This window comes from Cupriavidus sp. KK10, assembly GCF_018223725.1.
Lineage (GTDB): Bacteria > Pseudomonadota > Gammaproteobacteria > Burkholderiales > Burkholderiaceae > Cupriavidus > Cupriavidus necator.
Map to the genome: position 1 here is coordinate 3,214,418 of NZ_CP073677.1, position 21,831 is coordinate 3,236,248.

The 21,831-nt window shown below is 64.8% G+C and carries 25 protein-coding genes and 1 pseudogene; 16 read left to right on the top strand and 10 right to left on the bottom strand.

What is annotated here, in order from left to right:
* Positions 1-99: 99 nt before the first annotated feature.
* A complete protein-coding gene (locus KB879_RS15145) occupies positions 100-1,035 on the top strand; it encodes a LysR substrate-binding domain-containing protein (protein ID WP_013953585.1) in 936 nt (311 codons plus the stop codon).
* 196 nt (positions 1,036-1,231) lie between these two features.
* Positions 1,232-1,726, top strand: a complete 495-nt coding sequence (locus KB879_RS15150) for a polyhydroxyalkanoate granule-associated phasin (RefSeq protein ID WP_238553102.1) — start codon at positions 1,232-1,234, stop codon at positions 1,724-1,726.
* A 132-nt stretch (positions 1,727-1,858) separates the two neighbouring features.
* Here KB879_RS15150 and KB879_RS15155 read toward each other — a convergent pair whose 3' ends face one another.
* Entirely contained in the window at positions 1,859-2,161 is a 303-nt protein-coding gene (locus KB879_RS15155; protein WP_013953587.1) for a DUF1330 domain-containing protein, read from the bottom strand.
* Between the two features lie 206 nt (positions 2,162-2,367).
* Here KB879_RS15155 and KB879_RS15160 point away from each other — a divergent pair, with 206 nt between their 5' ends.
* Positions 2,368-3,318 (top strand): tripartite tricarboxylate transporter substrate binding protein, encoded by a 951-nt coding sequence (locus tag KB879_RS15160; RefSeq protein ID WP_249221338.1) that lies wholly within the window; start codon positions 2,368-2,370, stop codon positions 3,316-3,318.
* Positions 3,319-3,347: 29 nt separating this feature from the next.
* Here the strand turns inward: KB879_RS15160 and KB879_RS15165 are convergent, their stop codons facing one another.
* Complete coding sequence (locus tag KB879_RS15165; protein WP_211981988.1) at positions 3,348-4,322, bottom strand: LysR family transcriptional regulator; 975 nt, start codon at positions 4,320-4,322, stop codon at positions 3,348-3,350.
* An 89-nt stretch (positions 4,323-4,411) separates the two neighbouring features.
* Here KB879_RS15165 and KB879_RS15170 point away from each other — a divergent pair, with 89 nt between their 5' ends.
* The 3 genes from KB879_RS15170 to KB879_RS15180 are packed head-to-tail and all read left to right on the top strand — an operon-like array spanning position 4,412 to position 7,649.
* Positions 4,412-5,641 (top strand): CaiB/BaiF CoA-transferase family protein, encoded by a 1,230-nt coding sequence (locus KB879_RS15170; protein WP_013953590.1) that lies wholly within the window; start codon positions 4,412-4,414, stop codon positions 5,639-5,641.
* Positions 5,638-6,648 carry an NADPH:quinone oxidoreductase family protein gene (locus tag KB879_RS15175; RefSeq protein WP_211981990.1) on the top strand — a complete coding sequence of 337 codons (1,011 nt, stop codon included), beginning with the start codon at positions 5,638-5,640 and terminating at the stop codon, positions 6,646-6,648. Before KB879_RS15170 ends, KB879_RS15175 begins: the two co-directional genes overlap by 4 nt.
* Before the next feature lie 53 nt (positions 6,649-6,701).
* A complete protein-coding gene (locus KB879_RS15180; protein WP_249221339.1) occupies positions 6,702-7,649 on the top strand; it encodes a tripartite tricarboxylate transporter substrate binding protein in 948 nt (315 codons plus the stop codon).
* 80 nt (positions 7,650-7,729) lie between these two features.
* On the opposite strand, the gene KB879_RS15185 is transcribed toward KB879_RS15180, so the two are convergent.
* Positions 7,730-8,140, bottom strand: a complete 411-nt coding sequence (locus KB879_RS15185) for a type II toxin-antitoxin system VapC family toxin (RefSeq protein WP_211981994.1) — start codon at positions 8,138-8,140, stop codon at positions 7,730-7,732.
* Positions 8,137-8,388: an antitoxin gene (locus tag KB879_RS15190; protein WP_041228698.1), complete on the bottom strand. Its 252-nt coding sequence runs from the start codon at positions 8,386-8,388 to the stop codon at positions 8,137-8,139. The genes KB879_RS15185 and KB879_RS15190 overlap by 4 nt, the downstream gene beginning before the upstream one ends.
* Positions 8,389-8,746: 358 nt before the next feature.
* On the opposite strand from KB879_RS15190, the gene KB879_RS15195 reads away from it, so the two are divergent.
* The 8 genes from KB879_RS15195 to KB879_RS15230 all read left to right on the top strand — a co-directional run bounded on the left by KB879_RS15195 (position 8,747) and on the right by KB879_RS15230 (position 16,920).
* Positions 8,747-9,922, top strand: coding sequence for a branched-chain amino acid ABC transporter substrate-binding protein (locus KB879_RS15195; RefSeq protein WP_013953595.1), 1,176 nt, complete (start codon positions 8,747-8,749; stop codon positions 9,920-9,922).
* A gap of 81 nt (positions 9,923-10,003) precedes the next feature.
* A complete protein-coding gene (locus tag KB879_RS15200; RefSeq protein ID WP_013953596.1) occupies positions 10,004-10,933 on the top strand; it encodes a branched-chain amino acid ABC transporter permease in 930 nt (309 codons plus the stop codon).
* Positions 10,920-12,131, top strand: a complete 1,212-nt coding sequence (locus tag KB879_RS15205) for a branched-chain amino acid ABC transporter permease (protein ID WP_249221313.1) — start codon at positions 10,920-10,922, stop codon at positions 12,129-12,131. Before KB879_RS15200 ends, KB879_RS15205 begins: the two co-directional genes overlap by 14 nt.
* A complete protein-coding gene (locus tag KB879_RS15210; RefSeq protein ID WP_013953598.1) occupies positions 12,128-12,910 on the top strand; it encodes an ABC transporter ATP-binding protein in 783 nt (260 codons plus the stop codon). The genes KB879_RS15205 and KB879_RS15210 overlap by 4 nt, the downstream gene beginning before the upstream one ends.
* A complete protein-coding gene (locus KB879_RS15215; RefSeq protein ID WP_211981997.1) occupies positions 12,907-13,620 on the top strand; it encodes an ABC transporter ATP-binding protein in 714 nt (237 codons plus the stop codon). The genes KB879_RS15210 and KB879_RS15215 overlap by 4 nt, the downstream gene beginning before the upstream one ends.
* A gap of 15 nt (positions 13,621-13,635) precedes the next feature.
* Positions 13,636-14,940, top strand: a complete 1,305-nt coding sequence (locus KB879_RS15220) for an amidase (protein WP_211981999.1) — start codon at positions 13,636-13,638, stop codon at positions 14,938-14,940.
* 15 nt (positions 14,941-14,955) lie between these two features.
* Positions 14,956-16,272, top strand: coding sequence for a M20 family metallo-hydrolase (locus KB879_RS15225; RefSeq protein ID WP_211982001.1), 1,317 nt, complete (start codon positions 14,956-14,958; stop codon positions 16,270-16,272).
* Between the two features lie 57 nt (positions 16,273-16,329).
* Positions 16,330-16,920, top strand: a complete 591-nt coding sequence (locus KB879_RS15230; RefSeq protein WP_013953602.1) for a helix-turn-helix domain-containing protein — start codon at positions 16,330-16,332, stop codon at positions 16,918-16,920.
* Between the two features lie 95 nt (positions 16,921-17,015).
* On the opposite strand, the gene KB879_RS15235 is transcribed toward KB879_RS15230, so the two are convergent.
* Positions 17,016-17,327, bottom strand: a complete 312-nt coding sequence (locus KB879_RS15235) for a hypothetical protein (protein ID WP_080569604.1) — start codon at positions 17,325-17,327, stop codon at positions 17,016-17,018.
* 298 nt (positions 17,328-17,625) lie between these two features.
* Complete coding sequence (locus KB879_RS15240; RefSeq protein WP_049800573.1) at positions 17,626-18,786, bottom strand: RNA-guided endonuclease TnpB family protein; 1,161 nt, start codon at positions 18,784-18,786, stop codon at positions 17,626-17,628.
* Positions 18,787-18,840: 54 nt separating this feature from the next.
* On the opposite strand from KB879_RS15240, the pseudogene tnpA reads away from it, so the two are divergent.
* Positions 18,841-19,140 (top strand): annotated as a pseudogene (gene tnpA, locus KB879_RS15245) (IS200/IS605 family transposase); the annotation flags it as partial.
* A gap of 181 nt (positions 19,141-19,321) precedes the next feature.
* Here the strand turns inward: tnpA and KB879_RS15250 are convergent.
* The 3 genes from KB879_RS15250 to KB879_RS15260 all read right to left on the bottom strand — a co-directional run bounded on the left by KB879_RS15250 (position 19,322) and on the right by KB879_RS15260 (position 20,553).
* The gene (locus tag KB879_RS15250; protein ID WP_013953605.1) at positions 19,322-19,783 is read right to left on the bottom strand and encodes a transposase; all 462 of its coding nucleotides are present in this window, start codon (positions 19,781-19,783) and stop codon (positions 19,322-19,324) included.
* A gap of 209 nt (positions 19,784-19,992) precedes the next feature.
* Positions 19,993-20,232, bottom strand: coding sequence for a hypothetical protein (locus tag KB879_RS15255; RefSeq protein WP_013953606.1), 240 nt, complete (start codon positions 20,230-20,232; stop codon positions 19,993-19,995).
* A gap of 117 nt (positions 20,233-20,349) precedes the next feature.
* The gene (locus tag KB879_RS15260; RefSeq protein ID WP_010812739.1) at positions 20,350-20,553 is read right to left on the bottom strand and encodes a hypothetical protein; all 204 of its coding nucleotides are present in this window, start codon (positions 20,551-20,553) and stop codon (positions 20,350-20,352) included.
* A 179-nt stretch (positions 20,554-20,732) separates the two neighbouring features.
* Here KB879_RS15260 and KB879_RS15265 point away from each other — a divergent pair, with 179 nt between their 5' ends.
* The gene (locus KB879_RS15265) at positions 20,733-21,041 is read left to right on the top strand and encodes an EthD family reductase (protein ID WP_013953608.1); all 309 of its coding nucleotides are present in this window, start codon (positions 20,733-20,735) and stop codon (positions 21,039-21,041) included.
* Positions 21,042-21,158: 117 nt separating this feature from the next.
* On the opposite strand, the gene phaP4 is transcribed toward KB879_RS15265, so the two are convergent.
* A complete protein-coding gene (gene phaP4 / locus KB879_RS15270; protein ID WP_211982003.1) occupies positions 21,159-21,701 on the bottom strand; it encodes a TIGR01841 family phasin PhaP4 in 543 nt (180 codons plus the stop codon).
* Positions 21,702-21,831 lie beyond the last annotated feature (130 nt).

The window sequence follows — 21,831 nt, forward strand, 5'->3', positions numbered from 1 at the left end:
TCTCTTGTATCCGGAGCAGTTTAGAAATCCGTGCCGTCATCGTAAAATCATGAATTCCAACACCTGATATCTGCAGAACGGATACCTCGGAGACCCCCCATGTTCAAGGTGCGCGAAGGCTCGGAAAGACTGGCCAAGGAAGTCACGCTGAGGCAGTTCCGCTATTTCGTCGCGGCCGCGGAGACCGGGCAATTCTCGATGGCCGCGACCGCCGAGCATGTCTCGCAGTCGGCCATCACCAATGCTGTGCTGGCGCTTGAGCAGCGCCTGGCCGTACGCCTGTTCGATCGCCGGCCCCACGGTGTGACGCTGACGGCAGAAGGCCACCTATTCTTCCAGCACGCCCGCCAGATCCTGGATTCGGTCGAGGATGCGCTGCGCGAGCCGCGCTTCCAGGTGCACGGGTTGCAGGGCAGCGTGCGCCTGGCCGCCTCCTACACGGTGCTGGGCTACTTCCTGCCGGGGCTGCTGGCGCGCTTTCGCACCAACTATCCGGACATCGAACTGGATCTGCTCGACATGGACCGGCCGGATATCGAGCGAGCCGTGCTGGCGGGGGAGATTGAGCTGGGCATTGCGCTGCTGTCGAACCTGGAGCGGCCCCAGCGCTTCCAGCGTCATACGCTGATGCGTTCCCGGCGCCAGCTGTGGACCTCGTCCAGCCATCCGCTGCTGGCCGTGGAGCGGCCTTCGCTGCGCGATATTGCGGCCTATCCGTATATCCTCATCACCGTGGACGAGGCCGAGGAATCCACCCTGCGTTACTGGCGCAGCCACCGGCTCGCACCCAAGGTCGCATTCCGGACCGGCTCGATGGAGGCCCTGCGCGGGCTGGTGGCGCATGGCTTCGGCGTCACCGTGCTGTCCGACATGGTGTATCGCCCGTGGTCACTGGAGGGAAAGCAGATCGAGGCCCGGCCGATTGCCAATGCGGTGCCGGACATGGAGGTCGGCATGCTGTGGCAGCCCGGGCGCAAGCTGGGCAAGCCGGCGGATGCGCTGAGGGAGTTCCTGATTCACGCTTGCGGGAGCTGAGGCGCCGAGTCCTGCGGTGTCGTGTCGTGCCCAACCCAGCGCAGAAAACCAAAAGAATTGGTGCAATGCAACATAAATGCACCTATGCTTGGAGGCATGCCGGCCGGACACGCCTTCAAAAAGCGATCCAGACGCCGCTCGCCTCCCAAGAATTTGCCAGGTGTCCGTTTTCATCGGATGCCGAAGGAAAACCCGCGTGCCCTCCTCCGTTATTCCGCAGCCTGTCCTCGACGCTTCTGCAACAAACTCCTCCCGCCTCTTCAGTGAAATGTGCGAACTGCTCCAGGCGGCAATACATGTCGTCAGCATTCGCACCACGCGCATGGCGATCGCCGGTCCGGCGCCTGACGAGCAGGACCAGCGCGAATTCAGCCTGATGAGCATTGAGAAGGGAGAGGCCGCATCGGAATCGTTGCTTGCGATGGGTTCGGGATGGATCAACCTGACCATGACCCTCGCAAAGGACACCAGCGACCATCTCTGGGCGACATCCGCGGCCGCGGCCACGCTGGCATGCAGTCGTTCCACCGCGCAATGGTTCGAACGCCAGGCCGACCTTCTGCAATTGGCCGCCGGGTTCCCCGGCAACCCGCTGAAGCTGGCAGACCTGGCGACAAACCTGATGCAGGAAATCCTCGCGCCGATCCACGGCCGTGCGATGGCAAATGCGAAGCGCCTGGGCGCAGCGTGAAGGGCGCCAGGCCCGCGGTTGCATCGCCACGGACCGAATCAGACAGCACCCGCACGCAGCCGCGCGAACAGGAAACCGCTGACCAGGCCGACCCGGTCGGAGCCAGACGCCGGCAACGCTTGCGCCGATTTTCTAGACGGTGACGGCCGCGACCCCTTCCAGCGCGATAATCCTTGTTGTCGCACACCTTTCCCGAATCGCCTTGAGGCGGGCGTACTCTGGCGAGTCATACCAGGCCATCAAGGCATCCATGTCCGGGAACTCGACGATGACGAGACGATGCGGCTGCCAGTCTCCTTCGAGAACTTTGGTTGGACCGCCACGGCCCAGATACTTCCCACCATACCGCACCTCGGTAGCAGGTACGTCTCGTTTGTACTCTTCAAAAACGGCGGGGTCCGTGACGTCAACGTCGGCAATCAGGTATGCAGCCATGACACGCTCCTATCTGCGCTAGTTCCCCGCTTGATTGTAGTTGCCACAATTGCCAGTGCAGGCCGCCTGCTCGACGCCGCGCCGGTAAAATGCAGGTCGCCGGCATTCATTCGCGAGCACGGCATGGACTGGTTCTCGTAGCATTCACCAGCCCATACAAACTACACGGACGGAGACATGCCTTGAACATAAAGAGCCGATTCACCCTGGGCCTGTTGGCGACGGTAAGCGTTATCGCGGCTACACCAGCTTGCGCACAAGAGCAATGGCCGAGCAAGACAATCCGCTTTGTCGTGCCCTTTGCCGCCGGCGGCGCCAATGACCTGATGGCGCGCGCCGCGGCCGAGGGCGCCACCAAGGCGCTGGGCCAGACCGTGCTGATCGAGAACCGGCCCGGCGCGGGCGGCACCGTGGGCGCCGACATCGTGGCCAAGAGCGCGCCGGATGGCTACACCTTCCTGATCAGCGCAGCCGGCGTCATCTCGAACGGCATGATCAAGAAGTCCATGCCGTTCAAGGATGACGCGCTGGTCCCCGTCGCCATGATCGGCCTTGCGCCCTCGGTCATCGTGGTGCCGAAGAACGCGCCCTACAAGGATCTGCGCGACTTTGTCGAGGCGTCAAAGAAGGGGAGCGGTTTCAACTTCGCGACCGCGGGAACCGGCAGCACCCCGCACTTCGTGGCGGAGATCCTGAATGTGAAGTACGGCGCGAAACTGCAGCCGGTGCCCTACAAGAGCGGGTCGGAAAGCACTACGGCAGTGCTGGGCGGCCAGGTGGAAGGAACCTCAGAGGCCAGCATCATCGCCCTTCCGCATATCCTGCACGACGGCAAGTTCAAGCCGCTGGCCACCACCTGGACGCAACGCTTCTCGGCCTACCCGCAGCTTCCCACCGCCGTGGAGCAAGGTTTCCCGGAGCTGCAGATCGCGCATTGGGCCGGCGTCCATGCACCCAAGGGGACGCCCGATGCGATCCTGGACAAGGTGGCCGCCGCGGTGGACAAGGCCATGAAGGACCCGGCCGCCGCCGCCAAGCTGAAGGCCGTGGGCATCGAGCCGGTCGGCGGCACGCGTGCGGACTTCGTGAAGTTTGTCGATGCGGAGCGCAAGCGGCTGGGCGAGATCGTCAGGGCTGCCAGGATGCAGGAGAAGTAATCGCTGCGCCCGCCATGCCGCATCAACGGTCAAGACGCTGGGGCGGCGTTGCTTTCATTGGCCGATGCCGCAGGCAGGTTGCGGCGCCCCCAGTTCTCTGCCTGCCGCTCCAGATGCAGGCGGATAAAGTCCATCAGCGTTCGCGTTGCCAGCGTCGGATAGCGGTTTGGCGCGGTCAGCATGTAGACGCTGTCGCCCACGCCTTCGGCTTCGCACTCGGCCAGCGCCTCGCGCATTTGTCCGGACTGCAGTTGCCGCCAGACCGCATAGCGCGGCAGCAGTGCCACGCCCAGCCCGCCCATCACCGACTCGAACAGGAACGGATAGTCGCCTGACTGGATCCGGGGCGACACGCGCAACGTCATCGGCGTACCCGCCAGCCATACCTTCAGCGTAAAGCGGCGCCCTAGCGATGCCGGGGCAATCATGTCGCAGCGCTCCAGGTCGGCCACGGTCCGGATCGGACCGTGACTGTCCAGGAACGATGCCGACGCGCACAGGCACCAGCCGACATCGCAGATGCGCCGCGCCACGTGGTCATCCGGCGGCTGCGAGGTGATCTTCAGCGCCACGTCGACCTCGGCCGGGATCAGGTCGCCAATGTTGTCGTTGATGACGACGCGCAGCGAAATCTGCGGGTAGTTGCGCGCGAATTCCAGCAGCAATGGCGTCAGGTAGAGATGACCCAGTCCCGTGGGCAGGCGGATACGCACGTCGCCGCGCACCACCTGGCCAAGGCTGTCGATCGAGGTATTGGCCGACTGCAGTTCGTCCAGCATGCGCAACCCATGCGCGTACAGCAACTGACCCGCTTCGGTCAGTTCGACATGGCGCGTGGTGCGGCGCATCAATTGAGCGCCCAGGTGCTGCTCCAGCAATTTCAGGCGGCGCGATACGTTGGAGCGGGTCATGCCGCTGCGCTCGGCGGCGGCGGTCAGCGTGCGCGACTCGACCATGGTGACGAAGAGCCGCACCAGGTTGAGATCGAAATTATTGTCAATCATGAGTCAACACCGTAGGCACAAATCGAGGGATTGTCCTGGCAGGAAGCCAACCCTAGCATAAACCTCCTGCTTATCCACCTTCAAATCCCATGTCCGCACTGCCCGCTTCCGACCTGTCCGACACCGACCTGCCCTTCACCGGCCTGCGCGTGCTGGACATCAGCCAGGGCATTGCCGGCCCGTACTGCGCGCACATCCTGTGGCAGCAAGGCGCGGAAATCGTCAAGGTCGAGCCGCCCGCGGGCGACTGGGGCCGCAAGGTCGGGGTCGTGCGCGGCGATACCAGCGCGCTGACGATTGCCTATAACGCCGGCAAGCGCAGCGTCTGCATCGACGCCACCACCGACGCCGGCAAGGAAGTGCTGCTCGGCCTTGCGCTGCAAGCGGACATCGTTGTGCAGAACTTCCGCCCTCAAGTGGCGGAACGGCTGGGCGTGGGCTATGCGGCACTGGCCGCACAACGGCCCGCGCTGGTCTATGTGTCGATCAGCGGCTATGGCCCGGATGGTCCCTATGCCGACTATCCGGCGTCGGACTCGGTGATGCAGGCCGACTCCGGGCTGATGTTCGCCAACCGTGCCGCCGACGGTGGCGCGCGCCGCATCGGCATGCTGCTGGCCGACGCCGCCACCGGCCTCTATGCCGCCCAGGCCTGCGCCGCGGCGCTGTGCCGGCGCTTTCGCAGCGGGCGCGGCGGCCATGTCGAGCTGAACCTGTTCGATGCGTGTTGTGCGCTGCAGGCCAACAACCTGCTCGAGCACGCGATCGGTGGCCCGACGGCCGCCGGGCCGGTGAGCGCGCCCAATGGCGTCTATGCCAGCAGCGACGGCAGCGTGACGCTGCTGGCGCTGAACAACGCGCAGTTCGCCAAGCTATGCCATGCGCTGGACCGCACCGACTGGCTGGAAGACCCGCGCTTTGCCGACAATGCCGCGCGCATGGCCCACGCCGGGCTGCTGAACCAGCAGGTGGCCGGGCAGATCGCCACGCGCACGACCGCGCAATGGCAAGACATCCTCAGCCGGCATGACGTGCTGCATGCCCCGGTGCGCAGCTATGACGACGTGCTGGCGCACCCGCAGGCCGCACACCGGCAGACCTTCCAGACGATCGCGCAGCCGGGGCTCGGACCGCTGCCCTTCGCCGGCATCCCGGCGCGCGACATGCGCCGGCCAGCCGGCCCGGCGCCGGCCAACGGCGAACATACCGTGCAGGTCCTGCGCGAGGCCGGCTTCGGCCAGCAGGCCATCGACGCATGGCTGCAGCAGGGTGTGGTGCGACAGGCGACGGCCCCGGCGGCCAAGGCAGGTGTGCAATGAAGGCGCTTGTCTGCAAGCAGTTCGGCGGCGTGCAGGACTTGGCGCTGCAGACCATTCCGGAACCGGCGCTGGCCGACCCGCATGCGGTCACGATTGCCGTCGAGTACGCCAGCGTCAGCCATGCCACCGGCCTGATGATCGCCGGCCAGTACCAGCGGCGCCCCCCGTTGCCCTTCGTGCCCGGCACCGAAGCGGTCGGCCGCGTGGTGGCCTGCGGTGACGCGGTCACGCGGCTGCGTTCCGGCGACCGGGTGGTGGCGATCGCGGACTGGGGCTGCTTTGCCGAGCAGGTCACCGTGCCCGAGTACACCGTCTACCGCGTCCCGGACGCGCTGCCGCCAAAGGCTGCGCTGCCGATCCCGATTTCCTATGGCACGGCGTATTGCGGGCTGGTGTGGCGCTGTGCGCTGCGCTCAGGCGACACGGTGCTGGTGCTTGGCGCCGGGGCCGGTGTCGGCCTGGCCGCCGTGGAGATTGCGCGCCAGCTCGGCGCCACGGTCATCGCCTGCGCCAGCACCGAGGCCAAGCGAGCCGACGCGCTGCGGCGCGGCGCCACGCACGCGCTGGCCCCGGCGGACCTGGCGGCATCGGTCAAGGCGCTGACGGACGGCCGTGGCGCGGACGTGGTGGTGGACCCGGTCGGCGGCGACCTGTTCAACCAGGCGCTGCGCGCGGCGGCGGCGAACGCACGCATCCTCAGCATCGGCTTTGCCAGCGGCACCATCCCGCAGGCCCCGGTCAACCTGCTGCTGGTCAAGAACCTCACGCTGCACGGGTTCTTCTTTGGCCGCTACATCGGCTGGACGCCCGCCAACGAGCGAGCCGAGCATGCGGAGGCGCTGCAGGAGGTCATGGCGACGCTGTTCGATTGGGCCGCGCAGGGCAAGCTGGAGCCGACCGTATCCGCGGTCTATCCGATCACCGGCCTGGGCGACGCCTTGGCCGCGCTGGAATCCCGCCAGGTGGTGGGCAAGGTAGCGATAAAAATCAAGGAGACAGAGACGTGAACACCCGATACCAGAAACGACTTCCTGCGTGGCCGCGGCTGCGCGCCGCACTGATGCTGGCGGTAGCTGCGGCCGCGTTGCCGGCTGCCGCCGTCGCGCAGGACTTCCCGCTGCATCCCGTGCGCATGGTGCTGCCCTACCCCGCCGGCGGACCGACCGACCTGCTCGCTCGCGTGGTCGCAGTCAAGATGGGCGAGAGCCTGGGCCAGAGCGTGGTGGTCGACAACAAACCCGGCGCCAGTGGCATGATCGGCGCCGAAGCCGTGGCGCGCGCGCCCGCCGACGGCTACACCATCCTGGCCAATGCCTCGCTGCATGTAATCAACCCCAGCATCCAGCCGAAGATGCGCTATGACTCATTCAAGGACTTCGTGCCCGTCACGCAGCTGGCCGACGTGCCGTTGGTGCTGGTGGTCAACAACGCATCGCCGGTAAAGACCGTGCAGGACCTGATCGCCTACGCAAATAGTCAGGGCGGTGCGCTCAACTTCGGCTCGGCTGGCAATGCCTCGGCCCAGCACCTGGCCGGCGAATCGTTCAAGCTGGCAGCAAAGGTGCCGATGCAGCATGTGCCGTACAAGGGCAGCGCGCCGGCGCTGACGGACCTGATGGGAGGCCAGATCCAGCTGATGTTTGATTCCATGCCGTCGGCGATGCCCTTCATCAAGTCCGGCAAGCTGCGTGCCGTTGCCGTGACCACCGCGCGCCGCGCGAGCGCGCTGCCAAACGTGCCCACCGTCGCCGAGTCCGGCCTGCCCGGCTTCGACATCAGCACCTGGTACGGCCTGTGGGCGCCGCGCGGCACGCCGGCCCCGGTCGTGGAAAAGCTGGCCGCGCATGCGGCCAGCGCGCTGAAGCGGCCCGATGTGCGGCAACAATACGCCGACATGGGCGCCGAGCCGGTCGGCTCTTCACCCGGCGACTTTGCCCGCTACAACGCTTCCGAAGGCAGGAAATGGGCGGAAATCGTGCGGCGCTCGGGGGCGAAGGCAGACCAGTAGCGCACTGCGGTTGCGGCAGGACTGGCCGATGCCGGGTGTCGGCCAGACGCGCAGTTGGCCAATCTTTCAGATTGCCGCGATCAGTTTCCGGTCGGAACCGACCAGTCCTCCACCACCAGGCCAGGAACGCGCCGGAACGCCTGGTCATTGGTCACCAGCACCGCACCAGTCTCCAGCGCGTGCGCGGCAATCAGCAAGTCCAGTGCCCCCATTGGCTGTCCTTGGGATTCCAGCGCAGCGCGGGTCTCACCATAGCCGACCATTACTGAAGGGGTCCAGGGCAACACCTCGACCCTGCGCAGCAGTTCGTCGACTGCGCGCGCGAGGCGCGCTGCACCGGGGCGTTTGGCCAGCCCGTACATCAGTTCCGCGCCGGTGATGGCTGACAGGCACAGCGCCGCCATCGGCGCGGCCGTCACGCGTGCCACGACTGCCGGATGTGCCCGCAGCAGGTGGCTCACGATATTGGTGTCGAGCATGTAGCGCGTCATTCGAGGCCCGCCAGCGGATCCCTGGCTTGTTCGCCCTGCGCGCGGCCGGCCAGGAAGTCTGCCGGCACGGCGCTGTCCTTGATGGCTGCCAGGAAGCCGTCCCAACTCTCCGGCCGGCGCGACAGGATCACGTCGCCGGTGGACGGGTCGCGGCGTATATATACCTCGCGCTCGGCGAAGCGGAATTCCTGCGGCAGCCGTACCGCCTGGCTGCGGCCAGTGGTGAAAATTTTGGCAGTGGTGCTCACGATGTTTCCTATGATAGCTATCAAAAGATATACCATAGGTCGATAGATATCAAGATACTTATCTGTGCCTCGCATCCGGGAGTCGTTTAGCACCGCAAACGTGCGCCCAATGCGCGCAAGTTGAGCATCGGACCCACGGATCCGCTCCTCATTTCCCCCACACCCCCATTCCAGCTACGGGTTATTGCTCGTTGAAGGGTGGCATGTCTGTTGCATAGCATTCAAGTAACTTGAATTTGGTGCAGGCGGCTTTCAAGAAGCCGCCCCGGGTATCCGCAGGCGGCCCGCATCGGTTCGGGTCCGTGACGCCGGGCCAGTGGCCCGTCCAATTTGTCCATGCAACCCAGGGGGAAAGAGAGTGCGCAAGAAACACACTGCAGTAGCCGCCGCCATGGCAGCCGCAGCGACCGCAATGGTCCTGACGGCAGCACCGGCGCAGGCCAAGGATGTCGTCAAGATTGCCTTTGTCGGTCCGCTGACCGGTGGCGTGTCGTCGATCGGCCTGGGCGGACGTAATTCCGCGGACCTGGCCGTGCGCTTGCGCAATGCGGACCCGAAGGCCAGGTACACCTATGAACTGGTGGTGCAGGACGACGAATGCCGGCCGAACGTCGGCGTGCAGGTGGCGACCAAGATCGCGGCGGACAAGTCCATTGTTGCCGGCGTGACGCACTTCTGCTCTGCCGTGGCCATGGGTACAGTGGGCGTCTACAACCGCTTCGGCATGCCCGCCGTCGTGTGGGGCGCCGTGCTGCCCGAGGTCACCTACGGCAACAAGTTCAAGGAGATCCATCGCGTCAACGGCACGATGATCAACCAGAGCGAAGTGGCAGCCAAATTCATGACCGGGCTGGGCTACAAGAAGTGGGCGATCATCCATGACACCACCGACTACGGCAAGGGCCACAACAAGTATTTCAGCGAGTTCCTTAAGAAGGATGGCGGCACCATCGTAGGCACGTTCGGCGTGACAGCCGATCAGCAGGACTTCACCACGGAGCTGACCAAGATCCGCGAACTGAAGCCCGACGTGGTGTATTTCGGCGGCCTCACGCCGCTGGGCGTGCGCATCCGCACGCAGATGGACAAGCTCGGCATCAAGGCCCAGTTCGAAGGCACGTCGGGCATCAAGTCCGATGCCTATATCGAAGGCGTGGGCAAGCCGCTGTCGGAGGGTTCGCTGGCGTTCATCGAAGGCGCGCCGGTAGAGAAGCTGGCGGGCGGCCAGTTCTTCATGGAACGCTACACGCAGCAGAAATACGGTGAACCGCCCGAAGCGTACGGCCCGTTTGCGTTCGCCGCGGCCAACCTGATCATGGACGCCGTGGAAAAGGTGGGCCCGGACCGCAAGAAGGTGCGTGATGTGCTGAACGGCACCAGGGACGTGAACACCATCATCGGCAAGGTCACCTTCGACGACCACGGCCAGAACGTGGTGCCGCTGATCACCAAGTATGTGGTGGAAGACGGCAAGTGGGTGATCTGGGAAGACAGCACCTACGGCAAGGGCAAGAAGAAGCTGACCGGCCTGTAAGCATGGCGGCCGGGTTCGGGGCGCTCCTGCCCCCCGCCCGGCCCCGCGCCCGCCTGGGCATCCGGAATTCGGAGGATACCGATGAGTGTATTAGGGCAGTACGTCTTTAACGGGCTGATGCTCGGGATGATCTACGCCATGGTGGCGGTCGGGTTCACGCTGTTCTTCGGCGTGCTCGACGTGATCAAGTTTTCTCATGGCGATGTGCTGATGGTGGGCGCGTTTGCCGGGCTGGCGGCATCAGCCGGCGTGGTGGCGATGCACGTGGATTCCCCGTGGCTGCAGCTGCTGGCCATCGTGGTGTGCGCGGTGACGGTGACCGGCCTGCTGGGCGCCGGCATCGCCCGCGTCCTGATCCTGCCGCTGCGCCGTGCGCCACCGCTGAACACGCTGCTGGCCACGCTGATGCTGGGCACAGTGCTGCGTGAGGCGGTCCGGCTGTTCTACCCGGACGGCTCGAACCCGAAGCCGTTTCCCGCGCTGCTGCCCGCTGGCGAGTTCACCATCGGCGCGCTCTCCATCCGCGCGGACAACCTGATCCTGCTGGCCGCCGGCGTAGCCATCATCCTCGGCGTGCATCTGCTGATCACCCGCACGCGCTTTGGCATGGCCATTCGTGCCGTGGCCCAGGATGGCGAAACGGCCCGGCTGATGGGCATCAACTTCGAGGTAGTGGTACTGGTCACGTTTGCGCTGGGGTCCGCCATGGCGGCACTGGCGGGCGTGATGAACGGCCTCTACTACAACGAGATCAACTTCAACGTCGGGCTGCTGCTGGGAGTGATCGGCTTTGCCGCTGCCATCCTGGGCGGGCTCGGCAATATCTACGGCGCCATCCTCGGCGGCTTCCTGTTTGCGGCGCTGCAGGTACTGGGCAGTGCCATGCTGCCGGCCCTGGTGCCAGACATCCCGAGCGCCTACAAGGACGTATTCGCCTTTGCCGTGGTCATCGTGCTGATGGCCTGGAAGCCGACCGGACTCATCGCGGAGAAAGCCAGTGAACGTGTCTGACAACGTCTCGAAGCCGCTGCCTGCGGTCCCCGGCGCAACGACCGACGGCTCGCAACGCCGCCCGGCCATGGTGCTGGCCATCGCGGCCATCGCCATGGTGGCCTATCTCTACTGCTTCCTGCATGCGGAATCGCAGCTGGCAGTGGCCGTGCTGCTGGCACTGGCCGGGGCCGCGGTGTTTGCGGCGGGTCGGCTGGGCCTGACGCAGGCCGCGGAGCAGGCGACAGTGCGGCGACCGGGCCAGTCCAGGCTATGGGCGCTGGCCGGCACGCTGGCGCTGATCGCGCTGTTCCACGAGAGCCATTTCGTCCTGTTGATGCTGTGTGCGGTGCTGCTTTACACCACCGCCTGCCTGGGGTTGACCGTCCAGTTCGGGTTTTCCGGCGTGTCCAACTTCGCGGGCGCGGCGTTCTTTGGCATCGGCGCCTACACCACGGCCGTGCTGGCCACGCACACGGGCATTCCTCACGTGCTGGTGATCGTGCTGTCTGGCGTGGCAGCGGCCGTGATCGGCTCGGTGCTGGTTGCACCCGTGCTGCGCACGCGCGGCCACTATGCGGCGCTGGTGACCATCGCGTTCGGCATCCTGTTCAAGACCTTCCTTGAGGTCAACGACGTGCTGGGCGGGCCGCAGGGCCTGCAGGTGCCCGGGATGACGCTGTTCGGCTTCGCGTTCAATGAGGGCGTGACACTGTTCGGCGTGGACGTGTCGTTCTACGCCAGCTATGCGCTGCTGAGCCTGCTGATCTGCGCAGGCACGTTTGCCGTAGTCAAGGCGCTGGAACGCTCGTGGGTAGGCCTGGCGATGGACGTGGTGCGCACCGACGAGACCGCCGCCGCCGCGTTCGGCCTGCACATCGCCCGCTGGAAGGTGATTGCGTTCATGCTCGGCAACTTCTTTGCCGGCATCGCGGGCAGTGTCTACGGTATGGTCACTGCGTTCGTGGCGCCCAACAACTTCACCTTCGCCGACTCGCTGCTGATGCTGTCGATCGTGATCCTGGGCGGCCTTGGCAACGTGGTGGGCCTGGTGCCAGCGGCGATCATCGTGCTGGTGCTGCCCGAAAAGCTGCAATTCATCCAGGAATACCGCTTCCTGTTCTACGCGGCGCTGGTGATCGCCATCCTGCTGTTCCGCCCGGACGGCCTGATGCCGCGCAAGACCCGCCTGTTCTTTCCCCGGGAGGATGCGCAATGAGCGACGCGATGATCCAGGTGCGCGACCTGACCATGCGCTTTGGCGGCCTGACCGCGCTGGACAAACTCCAGCTCGATATCCGCCGTGGCGAGATCCTGGGCCTGCTCGGCCCCAACGGCTCCGGCAAGACCACGTTCTTCAACGTGCTGACGGGGCTATACAAGGCCAGCGCCGGAACTATCACTTATGACAGCGACAACGTCATCGGCAAGACGCCACAGCAGATCTATCGCAGCGGCGTGGCGCGGACGTTCCAGCGTTCGCGGCTGTCGCTGCCGCTGACGGTGTTCGACAACATCGTGATCGGCGATTACCAGAACATGCAGCACGGGCTGGTCTTCAACCTGTTCCGGCGCAAGGCGTTCCGCGCCGAGTACGAGCGCTACGTGGAGTCGGTGCGCGAGCTGCTGGGCATCTTCAGCCCGCCGCTGGTGGCGCGGCTGTTCGAGCCGGTGGAAACGTTCACGATGATCGACCGCCGCCGCATCGAGGTCTGCCGGGCCCTGATGAGCCGCCCTCGGCTGCTGCTGCTCGACGAGCCTTCGGCTGGCATGACGCATGACGAGACTCACGAGCTGATGGACGACATCCTGCAGGTGCGCGGCAAGCTGCAGGACCTGTCGGTGGTGCTGATCGAGCACGAGATGAACGTGATCGAGCGAATCACCGACCGCTGCATCGTGCTGAACTACGGCAAGAAGATTGCCGAGGGAACCTACGCCGAGATTACCGCCGATCCCGACGTGCAGACCGCCTATCTGGGGGAGGAAGCCGCATGAGCGACAGCACACTGCGCGTGGAAGGGCTGACCACGGGCTATGACAAGGTCAACGTCCTGCACGATGTCTCGATCGAGGTGCCGCCGGGCAAGATCACATGCATCCTTGGCGCCAACGGCGCCGGCAAGAGCACGCTGATCCGTTCGATCCTGGGCCTGACACCGCCGCGCCAGGGACGCATCCTGTGGGACGGCACGGACATCGCGGGCGAGAAGACCCACAACATCATCGCACGCGGCATCTCCTGCATTCCCGAAGGCCGCAAGGTGTTCCCGCGCATGACGGTGGCTGAAAACCTTGCGCTGGGCGCCTTCCTTGAGGCGGACCCGGCCAAAGTGCGCGAGCGCATCGAGCGCGTGTACACGATCTTCCCCCGGCTGCGCGAGCGCGCGGGCCAGCTCGCCGGCACCATGTCCGGCGGCGAACAGGCGATGGTGTCGATCGGGCGCGGACTGATGGCGCAGCCGCGGCTGCTGGTCATCGACGAGCCGTCGCTGGGCCTGTCGCCGCTCTACGTGAAGGAGAACTTCAAGGTCATCCAGCAGATCAACGAACTGGGCATGACTGTGCTGCTGGTGGAACAGAACGCGCGCCAGACGCTAGCCATCTCACACCAGGGCTATGTGCTGACCCAGGGCCGTGTCGTGGCCCAGGGCACCGCGCAGGCGCTGCGCGAGAACGATGAGGTTCGCGCAGCCTATTTCGGCTGATCCGGAGAACATGCGATGGACGATTTCCTCGATCTTCCGGTCCGCACCCTGGCGGCGATGGTGTCCCGGCGCGAACTGAGCGCCGAAGCGGTGGTCCGTGCGGCGCTGGCCCGCATTGCAGCGCAAGACGCAGGCATTCTGGCCTGGCAGCACGTGGGTGGCGACACCGCCGTGGCGCATGCGCGGCGGCTAGATGCCGGCGGCGCGTCAGGCGCCTTGCCGGGCGTCCCGCTTGGCGTCAAGGACCTGATGGATACGGCCGACATGCCGACCACTTATGGTTCGCCGATATACGCCGGACATCGGCCGGGCGTGGATGCGGCGGCGGTAGCACTGGCCCGGTCGGCGGGCACGGTCGTGGTCGGCAAGACCGTCACCACCGAATTCGCCACGTTTCAGCCTGGGCCGACCCGCAACCCGCGCGCGCCGGCGGACAGGCCCCGCACCCCCGGCGGCTCCTCGAGCGGATCGGCCGCCGCCGTCGCCGCAGGCATGGTGCCGCTGGCCTTCGGCACACAGACCGCGGGATCGATCATCCGGCCGGCCGCCTATTGCGGCGTGGTGGGCTACAAGCCCACGCATGGCACGCTGCCGCTGGCCGGTATCAAGCCGCTGGCACCGAGCCTGGATACGGTGGGGGTGCTGGCCCGCCGCGTGGACGACGCGGCCTTCTTCATCGGCACCTTGGCGCGCGATGCCGCGGTAGCGGATGCGTCGACGGTACGCCACGCGCCGCTGCGCATCGGCATTTGCCGCACGCCGCATTGGGAACGCGCCAGTGCCGATACCCAAGCTGCGCTGGACACCGCGATCCGTGCGCTCGAACGCATCGGTGGCACGGTGCGCGACTTCAACCTGCCGCAGGCTTGCGACGGGCTGACTGAAGCCCAACTGGACATCATGGCATTCGAGGCACTCGCCGCATTCGCGCCGGAAGCACGCGAGCACGCAGAAGGCTTTAGCGCGGCTTTCGCGCGCCAACTCAAAGCGGGCCGCGCCGTCACCGGCCAGCGCTTCCATGTCGCGCTGGCCCACGCGGAAGCAGCCCGCACGGCGTTCAGTATGGCGATGGCCGAATTCGACGTCGTACTGGCCCCGAGCGCCGAAGGCGAAGCGCCTGCTGGCCTTGGCGCCACCGGCGATCCGATTTTCTGCCGCATGTGGTCGCTGCTGGGCACCCCATGCGTCCATGTGCCGACGGGGACCGGCGCCACCGGCATGCCGGTTGGCGTGACCGTGACGGGGCCGCGCCATGCCGATGCCCGCGTGCTCGGCATGGCTCATCGTCTTGAGCAGGCGCTCGGCGCCAGCCTTGCCTGATATCTGGAGACCAAATTGACCGTATCGAACCCGCCCACCCTCGCCAACGCACAAACCATTGCCGAACGCGCGCAGGATCATGTGGGCGCCGAGCGCCTGGCCGCATCGCTGGCAGCCCTGGCCCGGTTTGGCCTGCGCCACGACGGCGGCGTTTCCCGCGAAACGCTGACCGCGATCGACCTGGCCGCCCGGCGCCACCTGATCGACCAGGCACGCGCGCTGGGCTGCACAGTCGGCATCGACGATTGCGGCAACCTGTTTTTCCGCCGCCCCGGCCGCGAAGACCTGCCGCCGGTGCTGACCGGCAGCCACGCCGATACGCAGCCGGTGGGCGGCAAGTACGACGGCGCGTACGGCGTGCTGGCCGGCCTGGAAGTAATTGCCGCGCTCAACGCGGCCGGCATTGAGACATTGCGCCCCGTCGAGGTTGTGTCCTGGACCAACGAGGAAGGCAGCCGCTTCGGTCCCGGCGCGATGGGGTCGAGCGCCTTCGTCGAACCCGCGCGGCTGGCAGGCTATCGCGACGTGACTGATGCGGCCGGTATTCGGTTCGGCGAGGCGCTCGATGCCGCGCTGGCGGAAAGCCATGACGTGCCCAGGGTGCCGATGGCGCGGCCCATGGCGGCATGCGTCGAACTGCACATCGAACAGGGGCCGGTGCTGGAAGGCGCAAATGTGCCGCTGGGCGTGGTCACCGGCATCCAGGCGGTACGCTGGTTCCGCGTGGAATGCACGGGTACGATGGCCCATGCCGGCACCACGCCGATGGCGGTGCGACACGATGCGATGGCCGCGGCCGTGGCCATTGCGCAAGACCTGTACACGCTGGCGCCGCGCCATGCGGCCGCCCCCGGTACTCCCGAACTGCGCCTGACGCTGGGCCGCTGGAGCGTGGCGCCGAACTCGGTCAACACCATTCCCGGCCACGTCACGTTCACGGTCGATATGCGCTGCCTGGACGACGCCGCGCTTGATCGCGCCGAAGCGGCATTGCGCGCGGCGTGTGTCAGGCACGCACATGCGCCCGAAGCGGTCACGGTCACGCGCTTCTTCCATCGCGAGCCGACGCATTTCCCCGAGGCCATGCTGGGCACCATCGAGCGCGCCTGCTCGCGTGCCAGCGGCAACGCCGGCCGGGCGCTGCCGATGCGGCTGACCTCCGGCGCGTTCCACGACGCCATGTACCTGGCCGACCATTGCCCCACGGCGATGATCTTCGTGCCAAGCAAAGGGGGCATCAGCCACAATGCCGCCGAAGATACGGAAGGCGCCGATCTGTTCCTTGGAGCCCAGGCACTGGCTTACACTGTCGCCGAACTGGCCAGCCGCTGAACACATCGACGTACGGCGCCTGGCGGCCGATCCAAGTCCAACCCATTCCGAGCCTGCATGGCAAAGACCGAGCGCCCCACACCTGAAACGGCCGACAGCAAGTCGGCCACCCTGACGCTTGGCGTCAAGCTGCGCCACGCCCGGCTGGTGGCCGGCTACACGCTGCTACAGCTCGCCGGGAAGGCGGGGTGCTCGGAAAGCCTGATTTCAAAGATTGAGCGCGGGCTGGCCACCCCGTCGTTTACCACGCTGCACCGGCTGGCCGTAGCGCTGGACACCAATATCGGCGCGCTGACCAGCGACGAGGAGCCAAACCAGTCGCCGATCCTGCGGCATGGTGAACGCCCGGTGATCCGGGCCGGCGGCGTGGCGCTCGAACGCGTGGTGCTGCCCAAGCGTGGCGGCCTGCTGCAGGCCAACATCCACATCGTCTGGCCCGGCGAGGCCAGCGACGGGCAGATCGAGCACCAGGGCGAGGAAGTGGGCTACGTGCTCGAAGGACAGCTCGAACTGATGCTCGGCGACGACGTCTACCTGATCGGCCCGGGCGATGCCTTCACGTTCGCCAGCCAGGTGCCGCATGGCTACCGCAATGTGGGCGACGTCGTGGCCAGGGTGCTGTGGGTGAATTCGCCGGCCACCTTCTGAGACGGGCGGACGAAAAGCGGGCTTCCGCAGGGAAGCCCGCGCCTTGGGGTCAGGCCCGCAGGAAGGCAGACTTAGCGTAGAACCCGTCTTCAGTCCTAGTCGTCATCGTGCCAACGGCGCCACTCGCGATGGCGCTCTCTCCACTCGCGTTCCCTCCACCGCCGTTCACGCCACTGTTGTTCACGCCATTCGCGTGCTTGCCAATCGTCGTAGTAACCAGGCGCCACTACCACCGGGCGCGGAGCCACGTAAACTGGGGCCGGCTCGTAGTACACCGGGGGTGGAGGCGCTGCAACTACGACACCTGGAATACCGATGCCAATTCCGACGTCTACCCTTGCCTGGGCGGTGCCTGACGCAAGCACGGATGCGGCTGCAATTGCACAAACTGCCAAGATCTTCTGCATGATGCTGTTCCGTCGAATGTTGCCAATACCTTAGGGGGTTCTCGCCATGTTTGGTATGAGCAGAACCTAAAGCTGGTTACCTCGTGTAACGGCGACAGCTTGTGACAGTTGACCACGGCGCTTGAGAGTCTTGTAAGGCTTTGTATCCACGCCTTCGTGGGCTGACGCTTCATTGACGTCCTCCCCGTCCTCAGCCTTCGGCTGCCGCCTTACGGCGGAAAGGACGAGGATTCCTACGGCGCTACGTGATGCTCTACGTAGTCACTTCGGTGGGTTCCTGCTTCGTAGAGCGGCTTGACTACGCCGACTCTCCACAGGCTGCAACGCGGTGCCCCCGCGCCAAAATGTTGATCGCGCCGACCACGTCGGCGTGATTCGCATAGCCGCATGCCACACAGGCGAAGCTCGCCTGGCTCTGCCGGTTCTCGGCAGATACATGCCCGCAGCAAGGGCACGTGCGACTGGTGTGTTGTGGCGGCACAGCTATTAGCCAGCCGCCATTCCACGCTAGCTTGTATTCCAGTTGACGCCCGAACTCGTACCAACCCTGATCGAGGATGGCCTTGTTCAGGCCGGACTTGGCCCTGACGTTCTTGCCCGGTTGCCCGCTTGAACCGGCCGCTGACTTGGACATGTTCCGTACCTTCAGGTCCTCGATACACACCATCGCTTGATTTTCGCTGATCGTGGTCGTGGCTTTGTGCAGGTAGTCGAGGCGGGCGTTACCGATGCGTGCGTGGATACGCTGGATTCGGGCCTTGGACTTCTTCCAGTTGTTGCTGAATTTCGTCTTGCGGCTCATCGCCCGCTGCGCACGGCGCAGTCTGGCTTCGTGCTTCCTAAAGCTGTTGAGCGGCGCGAGGAAAGTGCCATCGCTCATGGTGGCAAAGCGAGCGATGCCCATGTCGATGCCGATGGCGCTGGTGGCTTTCGGCACAGGTCGCTCGACCTTCCGCTCAGTCTGGATCGAAACAAACCACTTGCCGCCCGACAGGCTGACGCAGGCATTGCGTACCTCACCGAGTACGTCGCGGCTGTTCCTGTATCGCAGCCAGCCCAGCTTGGGCAAAAAGATACGCGAGTTGGTCTGATCAAGCTTGATTTGCTTCTGGTCGGGATAGCGGAAACTGTCGCCCAGACCCTTCTTCTTGAAACGCGGGAAGTCGGCCCGTTTTGCGAAGAAATTTGTGTAGGCCCGCTCCAAGTCCTTGAGCGTCTGTTGAAGAGGATGGACTGGTGCATCGGCCAGCCATGCTGTTTCCGTGCTGTTGCGCCACTCCGTGAGTTGCTTACACAGACCGGCATAGCTGAGCTTCTTTTCGCCTTGATCATAACGCTGTTTCTGCAACGCCAGCGCCTTGTTATAGACGAACCGGCACGATCCGGCATAACGGCGCATGTTGCGCTGCTGCTCGCCGTTCGGCATCAATTCGTATTTGAAGGCTTGAAGACGCTGCATGGCCCAATCATACTCTTGGCCTATGAGCGACGACAATGACATTCGGCAGAGGACCTGCGCGATATATTTACCGGCGTTTGCGCAGATTTCGAAGCTGAACTGGTGGAGTTCGATGGGGAGGACGATCACGTTCACCTTCTTGTGAACTACCCGCCAAAGGTCGCGGTGTCCGCACTGGTAAACAGCTTGAAAGGGGTATCCAGCCGTATGATCCGAAAGAAGAACTACCCGAGCATCAGCAAGAAGCTATGGGGCGGTGCGCTGTGGTCGCCGTCTTACTTCGCAGGGAGCTGCGGCGGTGCGCCCATCGAGATCATCCGCCAATACATTGAGCAACAACAGACGCCGCATTAGCCGCCGAAAGGACGCCGACGGCGTCCGCGCTATCCTTCTCCGGCCTAAAGGCCGAGGCTTGCCGCGCACCTGGTCAAGCGGCGGAGCTCCTTCCGTCAACGGGTAGTGCTATCGGTCAGCGCGTCGCAGCTGCGCTCGCAGGCCTGCCCTGCGATGCGGGCAGAAGTCAGGGACTGGCGCATCAATCCTTGTTACGGTCTCTGCCGCGACCGTTGCCACCGTCGGCATCACGATTCCGCCCACGGTCATCACCGCGGTTACCGCCACGGTCATTGCCCCGGTCCTCGCCACGCTCGCCTCGCCGGTCCCGGCCGCGATTCTCCGCGCGCACATCGCCGCGATTCCATCCACGCTTCTCGCCGCGGTTTTCACCTTGATCTCCGCCACGGTTCCAGCCGCGGTTATCACGATCGCTCCAATCACGGCCCCTGTTTCGCTTCTCGTCCCGGTCCCAGCCCCGATCCCAGTCACCGCCCCACTTTCGGTTGCCGCCGTAGTACCTCGCGCCGTCCCAATCGGAGTAACCGCCGCCGTAAATGGGACGCGAGTAGCCGCCGTGGTAGTAGCCGTCATCATAGGGAGCGATGGCGCAGCCGGTGAGAAGTGCTGCCGTGGCTACGGTGAGCACAAATAGGGATTTCATGGTGACCTGCGCTTGCAGTTGGCGAATTTGCCGCAAGGATACCGACGGGCACCTCCCCCGGTTGTAAGAAATGGTGTCCCACAGCGCGGGGGCGGAGCTAGCTGTAGTCGTCAACCCGCGCCGATGACGGCAGCACCGGTCGCCAGCGTGCCTGAGATGGCGAGCCAGTCGGCGAAGGAATCGAAGCGATTTGGGGTAGCCGCATGGGGCTACAAGCCGGTCTTGGTGTTCTCGACGCAAGCCTTTGCGTAAGCGATTGCTTCGGTCATTGCCTCGTCCTCGCTATTGAACGAGGCTTTGATCTTGTGCCGCAAGCCTGGGACAAACTCGTTCGCGTGATCGATTCTTCGCTCGAACAATACCGATGCATCCCAGGTCCCGGATTTGGACTTCCAGACCGTGCAGTGGCAGTAGTACTCCCCTTCTTCGACCCAGGCATGGCTCGACATGGCGACCTCCCATCGTTTCGAGGAATCCTAGCATGACAAAAGACGCCTCATCCGGCATCAACTGCGGCGGCGCATAGGCTGCCAATCCGTAGGTCTGGGGGTCGATTTCAGAGGGGTTCAGCCGTGATCATCTACCCACGCTTTCGCCCAGGCAATGCCGGCTGCCGCAGCACGCTCAAACGAGGGGTAGTACCCCAAGGGATCCGATCCTTCCTCGATGCGGCCGTCCTTCTCAACTGCACCGGATGCCTCGAAGGATCCGTCGCCAAGCTGCTTGGCAAAGCCGCGGACGATGTAGCCCTGGTAGCTTTCGATTGTCATGACGACCTCCGATTCAGATAGGAAAATCGTAGCATGAAGACACCGGTCAACCCGCAGTGCGCGCTGTGCATCAAGCGCGCCGGACGATACGTGTCCTGACGGAAATGGGGTTCACACGCTGCAGGGAAGCTACACTGGCAAGCTCGGGCTCTATCTAACTCACGCTTGGAGGAACCACGATGGCAAAGCTGATGGTGCTATACAAGAAGCCTGCGGACACGGCGGCGTTTGATTCCTATTACTTCTCGACCCATGTTCCGATCGCCAAGAAGATCGCCGGCCTGCGAAGCTACGAGGTCAGCAGCGGCCCGGTTGCAAGCCCAGCCGGCGATTCGCCGATTCACCTGGTTGCGGTGCTGAGCTTCGATTCGCTGGCGGCTCTCCGGCAGGCAATGGCTTCGCCTGAGGGCGCCGCCGCAGCAGCTGACCTGGCCAATTTTGCCCAGGCCGGCGTTGACATGCTGATATTCGACACGAAGGAAGTTTAGGTCGGCGCTTCGCGGCCCCACTGCGGCACAGAGGAGGCGAGAGATCGGCGGCGGTGCAAAGCACATGGCCGCCTCCAGCGCTCCACCTCTTCTGGCTTTCCAGGAGCCAAAGCCGACTTAATTTGCAGCCGCCTTTGAGGCCTGTGCCGCACGACGTTGCATGCCTTTCGAGGCCACCTGCGCAGCAGTATTGAAGCTGCTCTCGGCCACTTGCACGGCCTGCTTTGCCGTCGTTTGCATCGACTCATAGAGCGTAGTGGTCGCGTTGACTGCCTCCTGCCAGGCAGCCAATGGCGCCGCCGCCGTGCCGGCTGGCGTTTGGCTCACCACGCTTCCAAGGAAGTCTTGCAGACCCTGCTTGCCTGCCGTGTATTGGACCTCGGCGACCTTCTCGAACTCCGCCCGGGTGGCGGCGAGGATGTCGTACAGTTGACGGCGATACGCCAAGACATTGTCGGCTGCGGGTTGAAATAGCTCGATTTGCAATTCGACCAGTTCTTGCGGGTCCTTGGCTGAGAGCGCTTTCCTGGCGCCTTCTCGTGAATCAGCCAGCGCCGTCTTCATCGTTTGCAGATTCAGCTCCAGCAGTTTTTCGAAGCCCTCAAAGGCCTTGCCGGTCAGCCCGGTCAGGGCTTCAATGCCTGCCATCTGGACCTTCATGAATTGCTCGGGGACCACTGAGTCATCTTGCGTCTCCTAAGTACGACCCGCCACCTGAGCCATCCGATGAGAGCTCCGACGGGACGTGAATCGATTGGAAAACGATGGCTGCATTGTGACCCTGGCAGGC